An 18,075-nucleotide genomic window follows, 5' to 3' on the forward strand; every position below is an offset into this window, starting at 1 on the left:
CAAAATTAGGTCTGAATCATCTTTTAAGAAATTAAAGTTTGGATGAATTACCAACATCATTTTTGTTTCTTGCGAAGTAAATTCTGAAGTGAACCGATAGCTACAGGGGAAGGTTGCCTGATAGGATACAATTCCGATCGCCTTTGACCTTAAGCCCATGACTGGTTTCTCGTTGGCTGACTTTCTCGCCTTTTTTACCCCTGGCAATTTAGTGGTATTGATTACCCTGGCTGCCATTTATGCCCTGTTTAGTTTGGGACTGAATTTGCAATGGGGCTTCACTGGACTGATTAATTTCGGACATGTTGCCTTTTTGACCATCGGTGCTTACGCCACGGTGTTATTAAGCCTTAAAGGAGTGCCCCTGATTCTGGCAGTGCTGGTCGGTGCTGTACTTGCTGCCATTTTGGGGTTAGGGATTGGCATCTCTACCTTACGGTTGCGGGAAGATTACCTGGCGATCGTCACTATTGGCGTATCGGAAGTGGTACGGCTGATTGCCCTGAATGAAGAGTGGCTGACGCGGGGGGCATTGGGCATTCCCATTCCGAACCAGCTTCTACCACTCGGCAACTTAACGGCTCCGACCTTTGCCAGTCGGCTCGTCATGGTCGCAATTTGGACAGTTATATTTGCGATTGGGGGTTGGCAAGTTTGGCGTTGGATGCGACGACCGCCGCACGATCGGGGTAAACCGCTAGAAGTGGCTACTCCAACTGCCATTCCCGTCTCTAACTGGCTCTGGGGGTTCGCGGTTGGCTTAATTGGGCTGCTGCTCTATCAAGCTGGCGTATCTAGCCTCTTGTTCGACTACTCGTATAAATCTGGCTTAATGTTGCTTGTGGTCGTCGTCCTAGCCTTAGTCTACTGGCGGCTGGAAGTCTTAGTTCGCTCACCCTGGGGACGGGTGCTGAAAGCGATTCGTGAGGATGAGGAGGTCGCCAAAGCCCTGGGCAAAAACGTGTTCTGGTATAAAATTCAATCCCTGATGCTGGGTGGGGCGATCGCGGGCGTGGCGGGCGCTTTCTTTGCCTGGAACTTGACGTTTATTAACCCCGATGGCTTTATTCCATTGATTACTTTTTATGCCTGGGTGATGGTGGTTCTAGGGGGGTCGGGCAACAATGCTGGTACGCTGCTAGGAGCAGCAATCTTCCAGATTTACTTCACGGTGACTCGCTTTGCCCTACCGGCATTGATTCCATTAGATGATGCCCGTTTAGGCGCACTACGATTGATGGTGATTGGCTTGCTGTTAATTGTGCTGATGATGGCGCGACCACAAGGCATCTTAGGTAAAAAGGAGGAACTTACCCTTGGTCGATGAAGCGTCAAACACCCCGGATTTGTCTCCTGTCGATCGCACATCCCTACCGCCAGAACCCGTCTACTCTCAGGATGCTGTGGATACTGTGGCTGATCAATCCGCTCGGACTCCAGCTTCCCGACCTGAACTGCCAATTCTAGCCGCCAACGGGTTAGTCAAAAACTTTGGGGGGATTCGGGCAGTCGATAATGCGGCAATCGAAGTGGCTAAAGGCAGTATCACGGGGCTGATCGGTCCGAATGGGGCAGGCAAAACCACGTTGTTTAATCTGCTCTCTAGCTTTATCCGGTCGGATCAGGGACGGGTATTATTTGACGGTGAGCCAATTCAACAGCTGCCACCCCATCAGATCACCCAGATGGGCATGGTACGCACCTTTCAGGTTGCTCGGGTACTCTCCCGCCTCTCTGTTCTAGAAAATATGCTCCTGGCAACTCAACACCAGACGGGGGAAAAATTTTGGAATACCTGGTTTCAGCAACAGCAAATTGCTCAGGAAGAACGCCAGCAGCGCGATCGGGCAATGACGATTCTCGACTCAATTGGGTTGTCCCACATGGCTTATGAATACGCGGGAGCCTTATCCGGTGGGCAACGGAAGTTGCTGGAAATGGGGCGAGCGTTAATGACCAATCCTAAGCTGATCCTGTTAGATGAACCTGCGGCAGGTGTGAATCCTACCTTAATTAATCAAATCTGCGATCGCATCCTCACCTGGAATCGGGAGGGCATGAGCTTTCTGGTAATTGAACATAATATGGATGTCGTGATGTCTCTCTGCGATCGGGTTTGGGTACTGGCAGAGGGTCGTAACCTGGCGGTTGGCACTCCTGCCGAAATTCAATCCAATTCCCAGGTGTTAGAAGCTTATTTAGGGCAGTAAATCCCATGCTGATAACTCAGATCTTCCTTGCCATCGGGGCTGTGTTTGCCGGGATAGCGGTCGCTGGTGGAGCCTTTGCCGCCCATGCCCTGCGGGATCACCTGAGCGATCGTGCCCTCACCATCTTTGAAACAGGGATCCGCTACCAGATGTATCATGCTCTGGCATTACTCCTGGTAGCAGTGTTATTGAGTCGCGTTGAACTGCCACCTCTTACAGTCACGATCGCGGGCTATGCTTTCATCATCGGAATTGTGATCTTTTCCGGTAGCCTCTATCTCCTCAGCCTCAGTGGGATCAAGTGGCTAGGAGCCATTACACCGTTGGGCGGTGTCGCTTTTATCGTTGGCTGGATTTGCCTCGCGATCGCGGCATTTCAGTTCAAATAAATCTCTGATTTCTTCTCTATTTCGTTGCTGGTTACAACCGTCGCTCGACTTGCAGCATCCGACGATAGGATAGCCAACCTGCTGCTAACATCGCTACCGCAAAGATCATCAAAAACCAGAAATGTTCAGCAATGTCTGACAGTGACTTCCCTTCGGTAGTGACTTGGGTCAAGGCTTCATTCATGTGATAAATCGGATTGTACTGAGCCAGATCCAGTAAAACGTTCGGAAAGATCGAGGCTGGGACAAAGGCTCCGCCCAAAATCAGCAATGGCACTCCAAAGGTGGCAACCAGGGTATTCACATCTTCTGTACGCTTGGCAAATTGCGTCCCTAAGATAAACCCAACGCCGACATAGGAGAAGATGCTGAGCAGGATCAGTGTGCTACTGAGCCAGACCGAGCCTTGAAACCGCGCTCCGAATCCATAGGCGATCGCCACCACTAAGAGAGTTTGTCCCAGGGCGATCGTGCTATGGGCAGCAAAAATACCTAAAAAATAGGCACCCCCACTTAACGGGGATAAAAACAGTCGCTTTAAAGTTTGTTGTTCCCGTTCCGCCACAACCGTAGCGACGCTGCCGCCTAAACAGCTAAAGAAGAGTGCGGCTCCTACCAGGGTTGCCGCCGATGCTCGCTCAAAAGCTTCCGATAACGGGAACTTGGAGCGTTCGGTCATAATCAGTCCATTCAGCAGCAGGACAACTACAGGAAACACACTCCAAAACACTAAACTGCGTTGCCGCCGTCCTAACTCAATCAAAATGCGGTGAGCTATGGCTCGGGCTGTGTACCAATTGTTCATCTTGCCTCTAAGATTCAGGTAACGTCTCTATTCCTAACAAAAAAGCGCCTGAACTTCAGACGCTGCGAAAAATTTGATTCAGAGAACAACCTTACTTGAGGGCTTCGGCACCGCCAACCACTTCCAGAATCTCTTGGGTGATTGCCGCCTGACGAGCTTTGTTGTAGGTCAATGTCAAACTCGAAATGAGTTCCTTCGCGTTATCGCTCGCGTTATTCATTGCCGTCATCCGAGCCGCCAATTCACTCGCTGCCGACTCCTGCATCGCACGCAATAGTTGGTTATTGAGGTAAAGGGGTAATAGGGCATCCAGGATTTGGACGGGATCTTGCTCGAAGATCATGTCCTGAGGATATGCCCGGACTTCAGGAGCCGTGACTTTAGAGCGTTCTACCTCAAACTGTCCACCTCGCGTGGTTAACCGGAAAATCTCATCATCCTCAGCCACTAAACCCTGGGGATCAAGCGGTAACAAGGTTTGAATTACCGGACGAGAGCTAATCAAGGACACAAATCGAGTGTAGACCAGTTCAATTTTGTCTACTTCCTCAGATAAGAACAGTGATAGTAGACCATCGGCAATCTGAGACGCTTCCGCTGCCGTCGGAATTTGCTCTAAGCCCGTGTAGGTTAGTTCGATCGGTTGTTCTCGCCGCTGGAAGTACTGGGTTGCCTTCCGACCCACCAGAATAAACCGATACTCTAGTCCTTCGGCTTGTAGTTCCTTAGCTCGGTTCTCTGCCCGTCGAATAATGTTAGCGTTATAAGCGCCACATAAACCCCGATCGCCGGACACTACCAACAATCCCACCCGCTTGACCTGACGCTCTTTTAATAACGGCAGATTAGCTTCTGAGAACCGCAGACGAGCTTGCAAGCCATACAGCACTTGCGCCAGTCGATCGGCGAATGGTCGAGTTGCAATCACCTGTTCTTGGGCACGGCGAACCTTCGCGGCTGCCACCAAGCGCATCGCTTCGGTGATCTTCTGAGTGTTTTTAACGGATTGGATGCGATCGCGAATCCCTTTAAGGTTTGCCATAGTGTTATCTCCTTAAGCTGTCAGCCATCAGCGATCAGCCTTCAGTCAGACTGATTACTGACGGCTGATCGCTTGGTGTAGCGTTCTACGCGGCCATGAAGGTCTTCTTGTACTCGACGATCGCACCTTTCAGGATGCCTTCGGCTTCTTCATTCAGCTCTTTGCGATCGCGAATGATTTCACCGTACTTAGAAGCACTGTTCTTCAGGTAATCCCGTAGCCCTTGCAGGTAAGGTGCTACTTTGTCGGTGGGGATGTCATCCAAATAACCGTTGATCCCGGCGTAGATGGCAGCCACCTGTTCAGCCACCGATAACGGGGCATACTGAGGCTGCTTGAGAATCTCGCGTAAGCGCTGACCCCGAGCGAGTTGGTTCTTGGTTACTTGATCCAAGTCAGAAGCAAACTGAGCAAACGCTTGCAGGTCGTCATACTGCGCCAGTTCCAGCTTCACCTTACCCGCCACTTTCTTCATAGCTTTGGTTTGAGCCGCAGAACCCACCCGAGACACGGAAATCCCTGGGTTTACCGCCGGACGTAGACCGGAGTTGAACAGGTCAGAGGACAGGAAGATCTGACCATCGGTAATCGAAATCACGTTGGTCGGAATGTATGCCGACACGTCACCCGCCTGGGTTTCGACGATCGGTAGCGCGGTCATGCTACCTTCACCCAATTCGGGACTGAGTTTTGCCGCCCGTTCCAACAGACGGGAGTGGAGGTAGAACACGTCTCCAGGATAGGCTTCCCGACCGGGCGGACGACGCAGTAGCAGCGACATTTGGCGATAGGCTTGCGCTTGCTTCGACAGGTCATCGTACACCACCAGGGTGTGCTTGCCTTTATACATGAAGTATTCCGCCAGAGTTGCGCCGGTGTAGGGAGCCAGGTATTGCAGGGCAGCGGCATCACTGGCGTTGGCAGCCACGACGATCGTGTAATCCAAAGCACCCCGCTCACGTAATACGTTGATCACGTTAGCCACAGTAGAAGCTTTCTGCCCGATCGCAACGTAAACGCAAATCACGTCGCCACCCTTTTGGTTCAGGATGGTATCCACGGCGATCGCGGTCTTACCAGTTTGCCGGTCACCAATGATTAGTTCCCGCTGACCCCGACCGATCGGAATCATCGAGTCGATCGCGGTAATTCCGGTTTGCATCGGTTCGTACACCGATTTCCGGGAGATGATACCAGGAGCCGGAGATTCCAACAAACGGGTTTCGCTGGTGGGGATGTCGCCTTTACCGTCGATCGGGCGAGCCAGAGCGTCTACAACACGACCAATCATCGCGTCACCGACCGGGATCTGAGCAACTCGTCCAGTCGCTGTCACGGTGCTGCCTTCTTGAATTTGTCTGCCACCACCCATCAACACCGCACCAACACTGTCTTCTTCCAGGTTGAGCGCGATACCAACGGTGCCATCTTCAAATTCCAGCAGTTCACTGGACATTACCTTGTCTAAGCCATAAACACGGGCGATCCCGTCACCAACTTGCAGCACAGTACCAACGTTGGAAACTTTGACATCCTGGTTGTACTGCTCAATCTGCTGGCGAATAATGCTACTAATTTCGTCAGGTCTGATGCTTACCATGGGAGTTGCTCTTTAAGAGGGTTGAATGTTGAAGGTTGTCAGTCTTAAACCAATGGCTCTAGAACACCTAAAAGCCACTCATGATATAGAACTAAGCATTACTGAGCCGGACTGAGATGCGCCGGAGTTGACCTCTCAAGCTAGCATCGATAACTTGAGAACCAACTTTGATAATCACGCCACCCAGGAGATCCGGTTGAATCTTAGTTTCTAGTTCAACTTGATGCGATCCTGTCATGCCCATGACCCGTTCCCGCACAGCTTGTTTTTGCTCGTCTGTGAGTTCAACGGCGGAAATCACTTCGGCTAACACAGATTGCCGGAGTTCCCGGAGTAGCACCTGATACTGCTTGCAAATGCTGCCCAAGAAGGGGATGCGGTGATGGTCAACCAGGAGCATCAAAAAGTTTTTCATCAACGGATGAATCTGATCGCCAACGACTTGTTGCAAAACGTCTTTCTTGCTATCGCCCTTGATGGTTGGATTGGCAAGAAACTGACTCAGATCCGTCGATTCGTTCAGGACTCGGATGAGTTCGCTGGCATCTTCACCAAACTTATCCACCAGATCCTGAGATTTCGCGATCGACATGAGCGCCTCAGCATAAGGCTCAGAGATTCTTGAGGTAATTCCACCCGTACTCATCAGGAACCTCCTAACAACGAAATACTGCGATCGACTAAATGCCGTTGGCTATCGTCATTTAAGCGATTCGGCAATTCTGATTCTACGCGTTGCAGTGCCAGAGCCACTACCCGTTGCCGCAACTCATTCATGATCCGCTCTTGCTCAGTGCTGAGGTCTTGAGCCGCGACCTCCCGCATCCGCTGAATGTCCTGTTCTGCCTTCGCTAGAATTTCAGCGCTAGCCGTTCTTGCCGCTTCCTCTGCTGCGGTGGTAATCTTCTGCACCTCCGCTTGAGCTTGAGCCAACTTCTGCTGTTGATCCGCCAGTGCCGCCGCCGCCGTTTTCTTCCGTGACTCGGCTTCTTGAATTGCAGTTTGAATCGATTCGCGCCGATCGCCCAGGCTCTTGCCCAAAAACTTGCGTCCGAAGTAGAACACAATCACGTTGACGATCGCTAAGTTAATCAGGTTGGTTTCCAGGATATTGAGATCCAGCCCCCAACCGCCGCCCTCTGCTGCCTCAGAAGCCAGCAAACTAGCTCCTGTTGCCAGCTCTATGAAAATTCCCATATCACTACATCCACGACTGCGCTCTTCACAATTTCGCTATCAGCGACTAAACACCCACCAATAGCTTGCCCAAAATCTGATGACTCAGTTCTTCGACCTGCTGCTCTAGCGCCTGCATCGCTGCTTGCTTTTGCTGATCAAGCTCTCGCTGAGTTTGTTCACGTTGAGCCTGGGCTTCTTGTTGAGCGGCAGCAATCTTTTGAGCAGAGCGTTTCTGTGCCTCTGCTTGCGCTGCTGCGATCGTGGCCTGGTATTGCTTCCGGGCCTCAGCAAGTTCACGCTCATATTGTTGAGCAAGAGCTTCTGCCTTCGCCAACCGCTCACGGGCATCCGCTTCATTCGAGCGGATATATTCACTCCGATCTTCAAGCGCCTTCGTCAGCGGCTTGTAGAACACAATGTTCAAAACAACGGTCAAGAGCAGGAACTGAACTGCCATCAAGGGCAGGGTGGCATCAAAGTCAAACATTACTGTGTTCGATTAGGTTTCTAGGGGCCAGGATTCTGGTTTCAGGCAGTCAAACCTAACGCTCGATGCCTGAAACCGGACTGCTGAAGACTTACGCGAAGGGGTTAGCGAACAGCAACACCAGAGCGATCACCAGACCGTAGATGGTGAGGGATTCCATGAACGCCAGGGTGAGCAGCAGCGTACCGCGAATTTTGCCTTCTGCTTCGGGCTGACGAGCAATCCCTTCCACCGCAGAACCGGACGCATTACCTTGACCGATACCAGGACCGATTGCAGCCAGACCGATCGCTAGAGCAGCAGCCAACACAGAAGCAGAAGCAATCATTGGGTTCATAATGACTATCCTTGTAGAACTGAATAAACAGACGACAAAACAATGTTGAACTCTAGACTTGGACAGTCAGGAAGCGCAAGCCGCACTCTGAACTCATTCCAAAATTCCAGCGTTGATCGAGGAACTTAACTAATGCTCCCCATGCTCTTCTCCGTGACCCTCCAGAGCTTCGTGAATGTAAGCGCCTGCCAGGGTGGCAAATACTAGCGCTTGGATGGCGCTGGTAAATAGACCCAGTAACATGACAGGCAGCGGTACAAACAGAGGCACCAGGAGAACCAGCACCGCCACCACCAATTCATCCGCCAGGATGTTACCAAACAAACGGAAGCTGAGGGACAGCGGCTTGGTGAAGTCTTCTAGAATCGCGATCGGCAGTAGCACCGGGGTCGGCTGCACATATTTGGCAAAATACCCGAGTCCCTTTTTGCTGAATCCGGCATAGAAATATGCCAGAGACACCAGCAATGCCAGCGCGACCGTCGTATTAATGTCATTGGTTGGAGCTGCCAACTCACCTTCCGGGATCTTAAACAGCTTCCAGGGCACTAATGCCCCTGACCAATTGGAGACAAAGATGAATAGGAACAGGGTGCCAATGAACGGAACCCAGGGACGATATTCTTTTTCGCCCAGTTGGTTTTTCGCCAAGTCTCGGACAAATTCCAGGGCATACTCCATCAAGTTTTGGATGCCTTGAGGAACCCGTTGAATATTCCGCGTCGCTGCGATCGAGGCAATCAATAATAGCCCGATCACAATCCACGACACGAGAAACACTTGTCCGTGAACTTTGAGATTACCAATGTGCCAGTAGAAATGTTGACCCACTTCTAAACTGGCAAGATGAGGAATCGAAGGAGTGAGAAAACTTAGCATTTGACTCTGAGCGGTTTTCCCAGATGGTTCAGGGAGTGGAAAGGTCTGGCGTTGCTTGACTAGTGAGAGTCAGAAGGCATCAAGCTTCGGAACATATAAACGATGAGCGTGGCTTTGTAGGTAAGAAAACCTAAAAAAACTGGTAGGACATGTAGCTGATTCCACTGAGTTGCTACTATAATCAGCCCAATAAAAATCGCTAAATGAGACTTACCAATTTGCTGCTTTTGCTTACCCAGTTGCTCAACGTTTCTAGCCAATACTTTCAAGTAAACCACACCTGTGCACGCTCCAAGTAAATAATTCAGAGCGATGTTGAGAGAGTAGAAAATCCACACAGAGGCAAAGATCACCCCTGTAAGCACCAGCGTGATGATCAGCAATTCCTGCTGAAGTTGGTAAAACTCCTGCATGGAATTATTCGGTTCCTCTGACGGGGAACTGACTTGAGGTTCATCACTCATGACAGGTACGGTTCAGCTATCAGTAAAGGCTGGAGTGCTGCCACGGCAAGCGACCGAAACTTGAACAGTTTCAGGCGGTGATCCTGCACGTTTGAGACCCTGAAAAATCATATCACGCAGCGAGTAATAATACTTAACGTAAATTTGGGGTCAACAGAATTAATCCTTGCTCAAACAACCGCCGCACTTGAGCTAAATCAATTCCCGCCTGAGTCATCAGAGCTTGAACGGTTTGCCGCCCCTGGTTTTGGTCACAGGCTTGCAGAAATGTTAACTCATCCGCCAACAGGTTAATCACCTGATACTCGTAGTTAAACAGGCATTGGCTCGGCCAGCTATCCATACAGGGGTTGCGATCGGGAATGGCAGTTAATAGCTCCGAATCATTCTGCCAATCATGGCGTGGTAGAGGGGGTCGTCCCAGGAAGAATTCATAGTGGGTGATTGCCTCTGGATTCAGTAACTCTGCCAGTCGGTAACGTTGGCGATCGCTTAACTGATCGGCTCGTTCCAGCAATTCTGCTTCTTTGCCAATTAAGGGTTCTAGCTGCCAGGAACGGGGATTAGAAAACCCAAGGAATTCCAGCCCAGCAGCATCAATCAGGTCAAATAACGTATTGACGTTGTAATCGATCTCCTGGGGATGGACATACATGTCGGCGAAACAGCCGTCGCGCTGGTTGTCTAATGCCCACCGTTCCTGTTCCCGCTTCAGCAGGCGATTGGTTTCGGGTAGCGAGGCAAAAATTTGCCGTCCGACTTTCACACCATCCTGGTAGTCCCCCTGACGATCGCCCTGAAGTAGACCGATCGCTTCCTGCATCAATTTAATTTCCCAGCGTCCCAGTTCGCCGTAGACAAAAATATGCATGATGCCGCCGGGAGCCAGTTTGCGTACTAAAGCTTGTATGCCCCGGATCGGATCTGGGGTGTGGTGTAGCACTCCCACACAATTAATCAGATCGAATTCACCCGGAACCTGATCAACATCAAACAAACTCAGATGGTGAAACTCCACGCGATCGCTACATCCAGAGCGCTGACACCGTTCTTTTGCCACCGCTAAGGCTCCGGCACTCAGGTCGATCGCCGTGACCTGCGCCTGGGGATTTAAATAGACCAAATATTCTGTGCCACAGCCTGTACCACAGCCCGCATCCAGAATCCGAATTGCCTGGTGTTCAGGTTTCCGTCCGGTACAAAAGCTATAGGCCGCTAACCAGTTCCAGCGCCAGTTGTACCCTAACGGCGGTTCATCCTGTAAGGGCTCCGGCGGAAAGGGATAGGTATCGTAAAGTTTTGCAACAGCAGTGCTAATGCCTTGAGCGTCAGTCATGGATTCGTCGTCGATAGTTTCGTCACTTGACCACTCTCCACTATCTACTATTTCTGGATCCCTTCACGCGTCCATTCTGGCGACTATGACCTTTTGTAACAAAACATTTCTGGGCTCTCAGTTAAGTTACCTAAATCTTCTATGATCTGACGATAAATCGAGCGTTCGGGTTCTACATACTTTTTAATAAATGGAGTCGTTGTACCTGAATCGTTCTAATCTAATTATTGAGCTGGTTGACCCTGCACCGTTACCTCTGGAGGTCTTGATCGGAGCCTTGTCCAGGTTGAATAAGGTTTCTGAATGGTTGTCAGGTGACACGCTGGTCAGATTTAACGCACTTAACGCACTTAAACGATCCGCATAGGGAGCTTTTGAAATCCAATGAGTGTTAAAGCAAGTGGTGGAAGCTCGGTTGCACGCCCAAATCTTTATCAGACCCTGCCAGTCGCAACAATTTCCCAGGCTGAACAACAAGATCGCTTCCTGGGACGGGGTGAGCTAGATGAGTTAGCACGCTACTTCAGTTCCGGCGCGAAGCGATTGGCGATCGCAGAAACGCTGACCCGCAATTCGGAAATTATTGTCTCAAGAGCTGCCAACAGTATTTTTGTGGGTGGCTCTCCCATGTCGTTTTTAGAAAAACCGGCTGAAGCGCCCGTAAAAACGGTGGCTGGTACCGTCATGACAACGCAAGAAGGCATGAGACTGGGTACCGTGACCTACGTGGATGCGAAAGGTGGCGGCGGTGGCGGCGGTGGACTCTTCGGAGGTCTGCGCTCGATCTTCAGCACAACCGGAGATGGTGGTCCGACTCCTCCTGGTTTCCGCCCGATTAACGTGTCTCGCTATGGTCCGAGCAACATGGCGAAATCGTTACGTGACTTAAGTTGGTTCCTGCGTTACACCACCTATGCGATCGTGGCAGGAGATCCCAACATTCTGTCGGTCAACGTGCGCGGCTTGCGGGAAATCATCGAACGGGCTTGCTCTGGCGAAGCGACGATCGTAGCATTGCAAAAAATGAAGGTCGCTGCATTGGGCTACTTCCGGGATGATCCTGAAGCACAAGCCGTCGTGGGTCAATACTTCGATGTCACGCTGACTGAGTTTAAAGCACCCACGCCTTCGACGAAGCTGCGTCAGCGTCCTTCGGCTGATTTACAAGGCTTAGAGTTGCCTCAAATCTATTTCAATGCGGCTGAGCGTCGTCCCAAGTTTGTGATGAAGCCTGGGCTGTCCCCGGCGGAGAAAAATGAAGCAGTCAAAGCCGCCTATCGCCAGGTGTTTGAGCGCGATATTACTCGGGCTTACTCCTTAGGAATTTCCGATCTGGAATCCAAGGTGAAGAACAACGAAATCTCCATGAAGGAGTTTATTCGTCGCCTTGCCAAGTCGCCGCTCTATCGCAAGAACTTCTTTGAACCCTACATCAACAGTCGGGCACTGGAACTGGCATTTCGCCATATCCTCGGTCGTGGGCCTGGTTCTCGTGAGGAAGTACAGAAGTATTTCTCGATCGTCTCCAGTGGTGGTCTACCCAAACTTGTTGATGCCCTGATCGATTCTCAGGAATATGCGGATTACTTCGGGGAAGAAACGGTTCCTTACCTGCGTGGGTTAGGGCAGGAAGCTCAGGAATGCCGGAACTGGGGTCCGCAGCAAGACCTGTTTAACTACAGTGCGCCGTTCCGCAAAGTACCTCAGTTCATCACCACCTTTGCCGCCTACGATCGTCCGCTACCGGATCAGCATCCCTACGGAGCGGGTAACGACTCCCTGGAAATCCAGTTTGGCGCGATCTTCCCGAAAGAAACTCGCAACCCCAATTCCAGACCAGCGCCTTTTGGTAAGGATACTCGCCGGATTCTGATCAACCGGGGACCGGCGGTGAACAGCCAGGTTTCTAACCCTGGTGCTCGGGGTGTGGCTCCGGGAACGCTGGGACCGAAGGTGTTCAAACTGGATCAATTACCCAACTTTACCGGTATCGCCCGTCGGGGTCTATTTGGGGAATCTAGCTCCAGTTCTAACCTGAAAGGAATCAGTACCAAGTTCTCGGAAAGTTCTACCCAAGCCGTCATCCGAGCCGCGTACATCCAGGTGTTTGGACGGGAAGTTTATTCCGGTCAACGGCTATCGGTGGCTGAAATCAAGCTAGAAAATGGCGAAATTACGGTGCGGGAGTTCATTCGTCAGTTGGCGAAGTCGAACACCTTCCGGAGCATGTACTGGACACCGCTCTACATCATGAAAGCGGTAGAGTACATTCACCGGCGGCTATTGGGTCGTCCGACCTATGGACGGCAGGAAACCAACAAATACTTCGATATTTGTGCCAAGAAAGGCTTCTATGCTCTGATTGATGCCATTCTGGATAGCCCAGAGTACAGCGAAGCGTTTGGGGAAGATACCGTTCCCTATGAGCGCTACCTGACTCCATCTGGGTTGGCATTACGAACCACCCGTGTAGGTGCGATCGCCGATAAAGGGGCGAAGGTTGCCCAGGAAGAACCCGTTCGCTTTATTGAATTGGGGGCTGTCTCTGAAATTCGGACTGAACCTGATATTCAATTCCGGATTAACCAGGGCGTGACCCGCAAGCGTGAGCAAACCAAGGTGTTCAAGCTAACTGGGCTCAACGATAAGGCAAACCTGAAGATTGTCGTTGGCGCTGCCTATCGCCAGATCTTCGAGCGGGATATTGCTCCTTACATCATTAAGAATGAGTTCTCGGTGCTGGAGACTAAACTCAGCAACGGCGATATCAGTGTGAAGGAGTTCATCGAAGCCCTGGGAACCTCCAGCCTGTATATCCGGGAATTCTATGCGCCCTATCCCAATACGAAAGTGATTGAGTTAGGAACGAAGCACTTCCTGGGTCGCGCTCCGCTGGATCAAGCTGAAATCCGCAAGTACAACCAGATTCTGGCAACCCAAGGTTTGCGCGGCTTCATCAACAATATGGTGACGAGTGCAGAGTACGGTCAAGCGTTTGGAGAGGACACCGTTCCTTACAACCGTTACCTGACCCTACCTGCCGCGAACTACCCCAATACGCAAACGCTGTACAACCGACTGACCAAGCAAGATCGGAGCCTGGTTGTGCCTAGCTTTGAGCCAACGAACTCTCGGTTAGATGTGGCGAAAATGCCGTTGACGGGTAAAGCGATCGCGGACATGGCGGCTCAGGCGCGGGCAAGCCAATCCTATGTTGAAGTCGGTCGCTCCTATGGCAATGTGGCGGTATCCGTTGAACCTGAAACGGCGACAAGTCGGCAGACCGCGCGGATTCATCGGGTAACTCAGGGCATGACGGCGATCGAACTAGAACCTGTGATCCAGGCTTTGTACTGTCAGGTGCTGGATGTGTTTGGTGGACAGGTACCGGAACAATTCCGCGCCCCCGAATTAGAGGTTAAACTCCAGCAGGGTGAAATCTCTGTACGGGAATTTGTTCGGACTCTGGCAAGCTCAGAAACCTATAGCCGCCGCTTCTACATGCCCTATCCCAGCCAGAAAGTGGTTGAACTGATGTTCCGGCATCTGTTAGGACGGGCTCCAGCGACCCAGGCAGAACTGCAACAGTACAACGATCGGTTGATTGGTCAAGGCTTAAAGGCAACGGTTGATGCGATCGTCAATGGCGCTGAGTACATCCGTTACTTTGGCGACGATGTTGTACCCTACAAACGGGTTCCGACCGTACCTACAGGTAACTACCTGGGTAGCGTTAAGCATGATGCTGATCTAGTGCAGTAGTGATTCCGGTGTGACCTGTCTCTTGAGGGGACAGGTTAGCCAAATGTTGACTCCTTGAGATGCTAAAACGGCAACCTCTCGATCGATTAGTTCGATCGAGAGGTTTTTTTATGGATCAGGTTGAAGCCACCGAGGGGCAACGATCGTGCCAACATTCAGGCGTTACAACTCAGGGAAGGCATAGACAACAGCACCCGTTTTGGAGTCATTTTGAATATCCGCATGACCTTTCTTTGCCATCCCGAGTAGCGTGGCTTCCACCTCGGCAAAATCAGCCCCCGTATCGGCTACACCCTGGGTCACAGAGATTTTGCCGCCCCGACCCTGAGCCGCTTTCAAAAGTTTCATTCTCAGTTGTTCAACCGTTAGCTTGGGAGAAGCCTGATACAGACGCGAGATGGCAGGTTGATCGTAGGTGTAACCAGTTCCCCCCAATCGGCGCATGGTTTTGATGTTGTGTTCATCAACCATTTCCGGAATCAGGAACAGGTCAATGAACTGACCAATGCCAAAGAAGCCGCCGGTGAGTAACCAGATAAATCCAGATACCATCTTGCCGTTATAGAACCGATGCAGCCCCCCAATCCCCAGAAAAATTGATAGCCACAGCAGATACGATGTGCCCTTACTATTCATAATTTCATCCTCAACTAGCCGATATGTGGTTAAAGGTCAACATAGAAATAACTTCATTGCCACCGGGGGCGATCGCTGAAACAGAAACCGAACTTAATCGGGGTAATTACCGGATTGACATCTGCTACCAGAGGCGGAGTCAGACATTTTAGAATTGGGAGGGATGTATTGATGATAGAGAACCATGCTCGATTTCACTCCCGCCTTACCTACCTTTGTCATTACTTTGCGAGAGGGGGTAGAAGCGGCTCTGGTGGTAGGAATTGTCCTAGCTTACTTGAGCAAGGCGGAACAAACCCAACTAAATCCCTGGGTCTATAGCGGGATTGGGGGTGGACTGCTGGCAAGTATTGGGGTTGGCAGTGTGTTTGCATGGCTGTTTCAACTATTAGATTCGACCCATCAAGTTTATGCCCCCGTCTTCAAACCCTTGCTGCAAGTTGGGTTTAGTTTAGCCGCGATCGCCATGTTGAGTTGGATGCTGATCTGGATGACGCAACAGGCTCGCTTGCTAAAAGGTCAGCTGGAGGGCGATCTCAGTCAGACCCTCGCCAGGGGCGATCGGGCAGGCTGGGGAATCTTTGGACTGATCTTTATCGCGGTGTTGCGAGAGGGCTTTGAAACGGTACTTTTCCTGGCAGCAAAATTTCAGCAGGGCTGGATGCCATTATTGGGAGCGGTGACAGGCTTAATTGGTGCCGTTGGCATCGGAGTGTTGCTATTTCGCCTGGGAGTCAAGATCAACCTGCGCCAGTTCTTCCAGGTCATGGGCATATTTTTGCTGCTGATCGTTGCTGGGCTGGTAGTTTCGGCTTTGGGTCATCTCGATCTCGCCCTCGATCGCCTCGCCACGATTCATCCTGCTGCCAACTTTTGTATCTATAGCGATCGCATCGCGGATCCACCTTCCTGTATCCTGGGTTCGCTACTGTTGGACACCAGCCAGGTTTTACCAGAGCGCCAATTTCCCGGCATTATCTTGCATACGTTATTCGGGTACGAGGATCATTTGTTTTTAATTCAGGTCGTTGGTTATCTGTTATTTCTCGGCACGATCGGAGTCATGTATTTACGCAGTCTGACCAATTGGGGTAATGTTCCAGAAGGACTGAAATCACAGCCATCTGCCGGATCTGTTGCTCGACCAAAAGCGTAAGTGATCTAGCTCACCCTAATCTGATTCAAAGCAATATAAAACTTAAGGTCTGAGGAGTCTTTTAACCGTATTTTTCCTTGGTTGGGATGAAATTGTAATGACCACAGTGCGTAACTGTACCCTTCGCAACAGAACCGTTGGGATGCTAAGGTTAATTTAAGATTAAGACCAATCTAAACCTGCTCTCAGGTAGAGGTTCCAAGGTTAATCTCAGGTTAAAATCGTTAATCTTTGGAAGCGTTAAAAACTGATTTTAGGGAGAGGGATGAAAATGGAGCGTGCAGATTTTTTGTTTCCCCGTTCCCGCTACCGGGGTGAGGTTAAGCCGGAAAATCTGGTGTTTAATGCCAATCTGCAAGAGTTTTCTCAGCGAGTGAGTTATATTACTTGCCTGGAGACGGGTGGCAAGCTAACCCCAGAAGAGTCCTATCAGCAAATTAAAGCGCTTTGGAAACAACTCAAGCGGAGTAAGAAAGAGTTAGGCATCGGACACTCACCGTTTGATGGTGGTGCTGCCAGTTAACAGCACCTTGTTACCATGTTTGGCTTAGGCGGCTGGGGATAATTCTGCTGCCATGATCTTTTGATAATAGTGCCGTAATTGCCGGGTTGCCGCTGACCATCCCCAACGTTCGGCTTCCTGGCGAGCATTGCGGCGTAGGGTTTCGCGTTCATCTGCTCGTGCCAAGAGGCGTTGAGTTGCCGCGATCGCCCCATGCTCATCCGCCGGATCAAATAAATAGCCATTGACCCCATCTTCCACAATGTCAGGAATGCCACCGGAACGAGCCGCGACGACCGGGCAGCCTGCGGCCATCGCTTCGAGTAGCACTAAACCCAAAGTTTCAGTGCGGGAGGGGAAGATGAAGGCATCGGCCGAGGCAAAGGCAGAGGCTAATTCTTCTCCTTGCAGGTAGCCAACAAAGTGAGTCGGTGTATCAGCAAAATGTTTTTCTAAGGCTTGGCGATGCGGGCCATCCCCCACCAGCGCTAACCTGGCACCGGGAATGGCTTCTAGGATTGGTTTAATCCGATCGACTTCTTTCTCGGCTGACAACCGCCCCACATAGAGCAATAAGGGTTGCTCCGGATGTCCCTGACTCAGTCGCGATCGCATCTCTGGACTGGCGAGGTAGGGCTGAAAAAGTTCCGTATCGACTCCTCGTTGCCAGAGGTCAGTACGCTCAATCCCATGTTCGGACAGGGTTTGTACCATTGCCGTCGAAGTACAGAGATTGAGCGCTGCCTGGTTATGCGCGGCTTTAAGTAACTCCCAGAGCAAGCCTTCCAGCATGCCCAACCCATAATGTTGTAGATATTCTGGCAAATGGGTGTGATAGGACGCGACTAAGGGAAGGTTGCGAGTTTTGCTATACAGCAAACCGGATAAGCCTAACACCGCCGGATTGACAATATGTACCAGATCCGGCTGGAACCGATCTAAGGCTCGTCCGATCGAGGGACGCGGTAATGCCAATTTCAATTCTGGATAGAGCGGTAACGGAAACCCAGAAACGCCATAGATTTTGGCTCCTTTGTATTCCCTTAATCCGCCATCTGGAGAGACTACTAAGACCTGATCCCCTAACCGTTGCAAGTGATCAACCGTGTGCTTTAGGCGCGTGACAATGCCATCAACCTTAGGCAAAAAGGTTTCGGTGAATAGGGCAATTCGCATAAATATAGGATGGAAACTCTAGAGGATAAGGGGCGGGAGTTTAGGGGCAAGAGCCAGGGAGGTCATACACGGTTTTCTGTTAACACCCCTAGCTCCTGATGGCTAATTCTTGGCG

The 18,075-nt window shown here is 51.0% G+C and carries 18 protein-coding genes; 6 read left to right on the forward strand and 12 right to left on the reverse strand.

Translation table 11 applies throughout. The annotated features are described in order from the left end of the window. The first annotated feature begins 157 nt into the window (after positions 1 to 157). Genes ACN4EK_RS19455 through ACN4EK_RS19465 form a run of 3 tightly spaced genes read left to right on the forward strand, consistent with a single transcriptional unit; the run spans position 158 to position 2,599 of the window. Complete coding sequence (locus ACN4EK_RS19455) at positions 158 to 1,327, forward strand: branched-chain amino acid ABC transporter permease (protein WP_431659840.1); 1,170 nt, start codon at positions 158 to 160, stop codon at positions 1,325 to 1,327. Next, positions 1,317 to 2,210: an ABC transporter ATP-binding protein gene (locus ACN4EK_RS19460; protein ID WP_431659841.1), complete on the forward strand. Its 894-nt coding sequence runs from the start codon at positions 1,317 to 1,319 to the stop codon at positions 2,208 to 2,210. Before ACN4EK_RS19455 ends, ACN4EK_RS19460 begins: the two co-directional genes overlap by 11 nt. A 5-nt stretch (positions 2,211 to 2,215) precedes the next feature. Continuing rightward, a complete protein-coding gene (locus tag ACN4EK_RS19465) occupies positions 2,216 to 2,599 on the forward strand; it encodes a DUF423 domain-containing protein (protein WP_431659843.1) in 384 nt (127 codons plus the stop codon). Between the two features lie 31 nt (positions 2,600 to 2,630). On the opposite strand, the gene ACN4EK_RS19470 is transcribed toward ACN4EK_RS19465, so the two are convergent. The 10 genes from ACN4EK_RS19470 to ACN4EK_RS19515 all read right to left on the reverse strand — a co-directional run bounded on the left by ACN4EK_RS19470 (position 2,631) and on the right by ACN4EK_RS19515 (position 10,728). Continuing rightward, positions 2,631 to 3,404, reverse strand: a complete 774-nt coding sequence (locus tag ACN4EK_RS19470) for an ABC transporter permease (protein WP_431659845.1) — start codon at positions 3,402 to 3,404, stop codon at positions 2,631 to 2,633. A gap of 91 nt (positions 3,405 to 3,495) precedes the next feature. Then, positions 3,496 to 4,446: a F0F1 ATP synthase subunit gamma gene (locus ACN4EK_RS19475; RefSeq protein WP_431659847.1), complete on the reverse strand. Its 951-nt coding sequence runs from the start codon at positions 4,444 to 4,446 to the stop codon at positions 3,496 to 3,498. Positions 4,447 to 4,531: 85 nt separating this feature from the next. Next, positions 4,532 to 6,046: a F0F1 ATP synthase subunit alpha gene (gene atpA, locus ACN4EK_RS19480; RefSeq protein WP_431659849.1), complete on the reverse strand. Its 1,515-nt coding sequence runs from the start codon at positions 6,044 to 6,046 to the stop codon at positions 4,532 to 4,534. 91 nt (positions 6,047 to 6,137) lie between these two features. Then, positions 6,138 to 6,692, reverse strand: coding sequence for an ATP synthase F1 subunit delta (atpH, locus tag ACN4EK_RS19485; RefSeq protein ID WP_431659851.1), 555 nt, complete (start codon positions 6,690 to 6,692; stop codon positions 6,138 to 6,140). Continuing rightward, a complete protein-coding gene (locus tag ACN4EK_RS19490; RefSeq protein WP_431659853.1) occupies positions 6,692 to 7,243 on the reverse strand; it encodes a F0F1 ATP synthase subunit B in 552 nt (183 codons plus the stop codon). The genes atpH and ACN4EK_RS19490 overlap by 1 nt, the downstream gene beginning before the upstream one ends. Positions 7,244 to 7,289: 46 nt before the next feature. Further along, positions 7,290 to 7,712 (reverse strand): F0F1 ATP synthase subunit B', encoded by a 423-nt coding sequence (locus tag ACN4EK_RS19495; protein ID WP_431659854.1) that lies wholly within the window; start codon positions 7,710 to 7,712, stop codon positions 7,290 to 7,292. Between the two features lie 91 nt (positions 7,713 to 7,803). Then, positions 7,804 to 8,049: an ATP synthase F0 subunit C gene (atpE, locus tag ACN4EK_RS19500; RefSeq protein ID WP_431659856.1), complete on the reverse strand. Its 246-nt coding sequence runs from the start codon at positions 8,047 to 8,049 to the stop codon at positions 7,804 to 7,806. 129 nt (positions 8,050 to 8,178) lie between these two features. Then, complete coding sequence (gene atpB, locus ACN4EK_RS19505; protein ID WP_431659858.1) at positions 8,179 to 8,928, reverse strand: F0F1 ATP synthase subunit A; 750 nt, start codon at positions 8,926 to 8,928, stop codon at positions 8,179 to 8,181. A gap of 59 nt (positions 8,929 to 8,987) precedes the next feature. Next, positions 8,988 to 9,392: an ATP synthase subunit I gene (locus ACN4EK_RS19510; protein WP_431659860.1), complete on the reverse strand. Its 405-nt coding sequence runs from the start codon at positions 9,390 to 9,392 to the stop codon at positions 8,988 to 8,990. Positions 9,393 to 9,525: 133 nt separating this feature from the next. Further along, the gene (locus tag ACN4EK_RS19515; protein ID WP_431659862.1) at positions 9,526 to 10,728 is read right to left on the reverse strand and encodes a class I SAM-dependent methyltransferase; all 1,203 of its coding nucleotides are present in this window, start codon (positions 10,726 to 10,728) and stop codon (positions 9,526 to 9,528) included. A 384-nt stretch (positions 10,729 to 11,112) separates the two neighbouring features. On the opposite strand from ACN4EK_RS19515, the gene ACN4EK_RS19520 reads away from it, so the two are divergent. Continuing rightward, the gene (locus tag ACN4EK_RS19520; RefSeq protein ID WP_431659863.1) at positions 11,113 to 14,490 is read left to right on the forward strand and encodes a phycobilisome rod-core linker polypeptide; all 3,378 of its coding nucleotides are present in this window, start codon (positions 11,113 to 11,115) and stop codon (positions 14,488 to 14,490) included. A gap of 162 nt (positions 14,491 to 14,652) precedes the next feature. Here ACN4EK_RS19520 and ACN4EK_RS19525 read toward each other — a convergent pair whose 3' ends face one another. Then, positions 14,653 to 15,126: a TM2 domain-containing protein gene (locus tag ACN4EK_RS19525; RefSeq protein WP_431659864.1), complete on the reverse strand. Its 474-nt coding sequence runs from the start codon at positions 15,124 to 15,126 to the stop codon at positions 14,653 to 14,655. A 184-nt stretch (positions 15,127 to 15,310) separates the two neighbouring features. Here ACN4EK_RS19525 and ACN4EK_RS19530 point away from each other — a divergent pair, with 184 nt between their 5' ends. Together ACN4EK_RS19530 and ACN4EK_RS19535 are read left to right on the forward strand one after the other, a co-directional pair. Next, positions 15,311 to 16,282: an FTR1 family iron permease gene (locus tag ACN4EK_RS19530; RefSeq protein WP_431659866.1), complete on the forward strand. Its 972-nt coding sequence runs from the start codon at positions 15,311 to 15,313 to the stop codon at positions 16,280 to 16,282. 271 nt (positions 16,283 to 16,553) lie between these two features. After that, entirely contained in the window at positions 16,554 to 16,805 is a 252-nt protein-coding gene (locus ACN4EK_RS19535) for a DUF7219 family protein (protein ID WP_431659868.1), read from the forward strand. A 24-nt stretch (positions 16,806 to 16,829) separates the two neighbouring features. On the opposite strand, the gene ACN4EK_RS19540 is transcribed toward ACN4EK_RS19535, so the two are convergent. Continuing rightward, the gene (locus ACN4EK_RS19540) at positions 16,830 to 17,960 is read right to left on the reverse strand and encodes a glycosyltransferase family 4 protein (protein WP_431659869.1); all 1,131 of its coding nucleotides are present in this window, start codon (positions 17,958 to 17,960) and stop codon (positions 16,830 to 16,832) included. Positions 17,961 to 18,075 lie beyond the last annotated feature (115 nt).

This window comes from Pantanalinema rosaneae CENA516 (genome assembly GCF_050753385.1).
Lineage (GTDB): Bacteria > Cyanobacteriota > Cyanobacteriia > Leptolyngbyales > Leptolyngbyaceae > Pantanalinema > Pantanalinema rosaneae.

Excerpts from the sequence above, each read along its gene's own strand:
- ACN4EK_RS19455 (WP_431659840.1), top strand. The coding sequence starts at position 158 with ATGACTGGTTTCTCGTTGGCTGACTTTCTCGCCTTTTTTACCCCTGGC.
- ACN4EK_RS19465 (WP_431659843.1), top strand. The coding sequence starts at position 2,216 with ATGCTGATAACTCAGATCTTCCTTGCCATCGGGGCTGTGTTTGCCGGG.
- ACN4EK_RS19470 (WP_431659845.1), bottom strand. The coding sequence starts at position 3,404 with ATGAACAATTGGTACACAGCCCGAGCCATAGCTCACCGCATTTTGATT.
- ACN4EK_RS19475 (WP_431659847.1), bottom strand. The coding sequence starts at position 4,446 with ATGGCAAACCTTAAAGGGATTCGCGATCGCATCCAATCCGTTAAAAAC.
- atpA (WP_431659849.1), bottom strand. The coding sequence starts at position 6,046 with ATGGTAAGCATCAGACCTGACGAAATTAGTAGCATTATTCGCCAGCAG.
- atpH (WP_431659851.1), bottom strand. The coding sequence starts at position 6,692 with ATGAGTACGGGTGGAATTACCTCAAGAATCTCTGAGCCTTATGCTGAG.
- ACN4EK_RS19490 (WP_431659853.1), bottom strand. The coding sequence starts at position 7,243 with ATGGGAATTTTCATAGAGCTGGCAACAGGAGCTAGTTTGCTGGCTTCT.
- ACN4EK_RS19495 (WP_431659854.1), bottom strand. The coding sequence starts at position 7,712 with ATGTTTGACTTTGATGCCACCCTGCCCTTGATGGCAGTTCAGTTCCTG.
- atpE (WP_431659856.1), bottom strand. The coding sequence starts at position 8,049 with ATGAACCCAATGATTGCTTCTGCTTCTGTGTTGGCTGCTGCTCTAGCG.
- atpB (WP_431659858.1), bottom strand. The coding sequence starts at position 8,928 with ATGCTAAGTTTTCTCACTCCTTCGATTCCTCATCTTGCCAGTTTAGAA.
- ACN4EK_RS19510 (WP_431659860.1), bottom strand. The coding sequence starts at position 9,392 with ATGAGTGATGAACCTCAAGTCAGTTCCCCGTCAGAGGAACCGAATAAT.
- ACN4EK_RS19515 (WP_431659862.1), bottom strand. The coding sequence starts at position 10,728 with ATGACTGACGCTCAAGGCATTAGCACTGCTGTTGCAAAACTTTACGAT.
- ACN4EK_RS19520 (WP_431659863.1), top strand. The coding sequence starts at position 11,113 with ATGAGTGTTAAAGCAAGTGGTGGAAGCTCGGTTGCACGCCCAAATCTT.
- ACN4EK_RS19525 (WP_431659864.1), bottom strand. The coding sequence starts at position 15,126 with ATGAATAGTAAGGGCACATCGTATCTGCTGTGGCTATCAATTTTTCTG.
- ACN4EK_RS19530 (WP_431659866.1), top strand. The coding sequence starts at position 15,311 with ATGCTCGATTTCACTCCCGCCTTACCTACCTTTGTCATTACTTTGCGA.
- ACN4EK_RS19535 (WP_431659868.1), top strand. The coding sequence starts at position 16,554 with ATGGAGCGTGCAGATTTTTTGTTTCCCCGTTCCCGCTACCGGGGTGAG.
- ACN4EK_RS19540 (WP_431659869.1), bottom strand. The coding sequence starts at position 17,960 with ATGCGAATTGCCCTATTCACCGAAACCTTTTTGCCTAAGGTTGATGGC.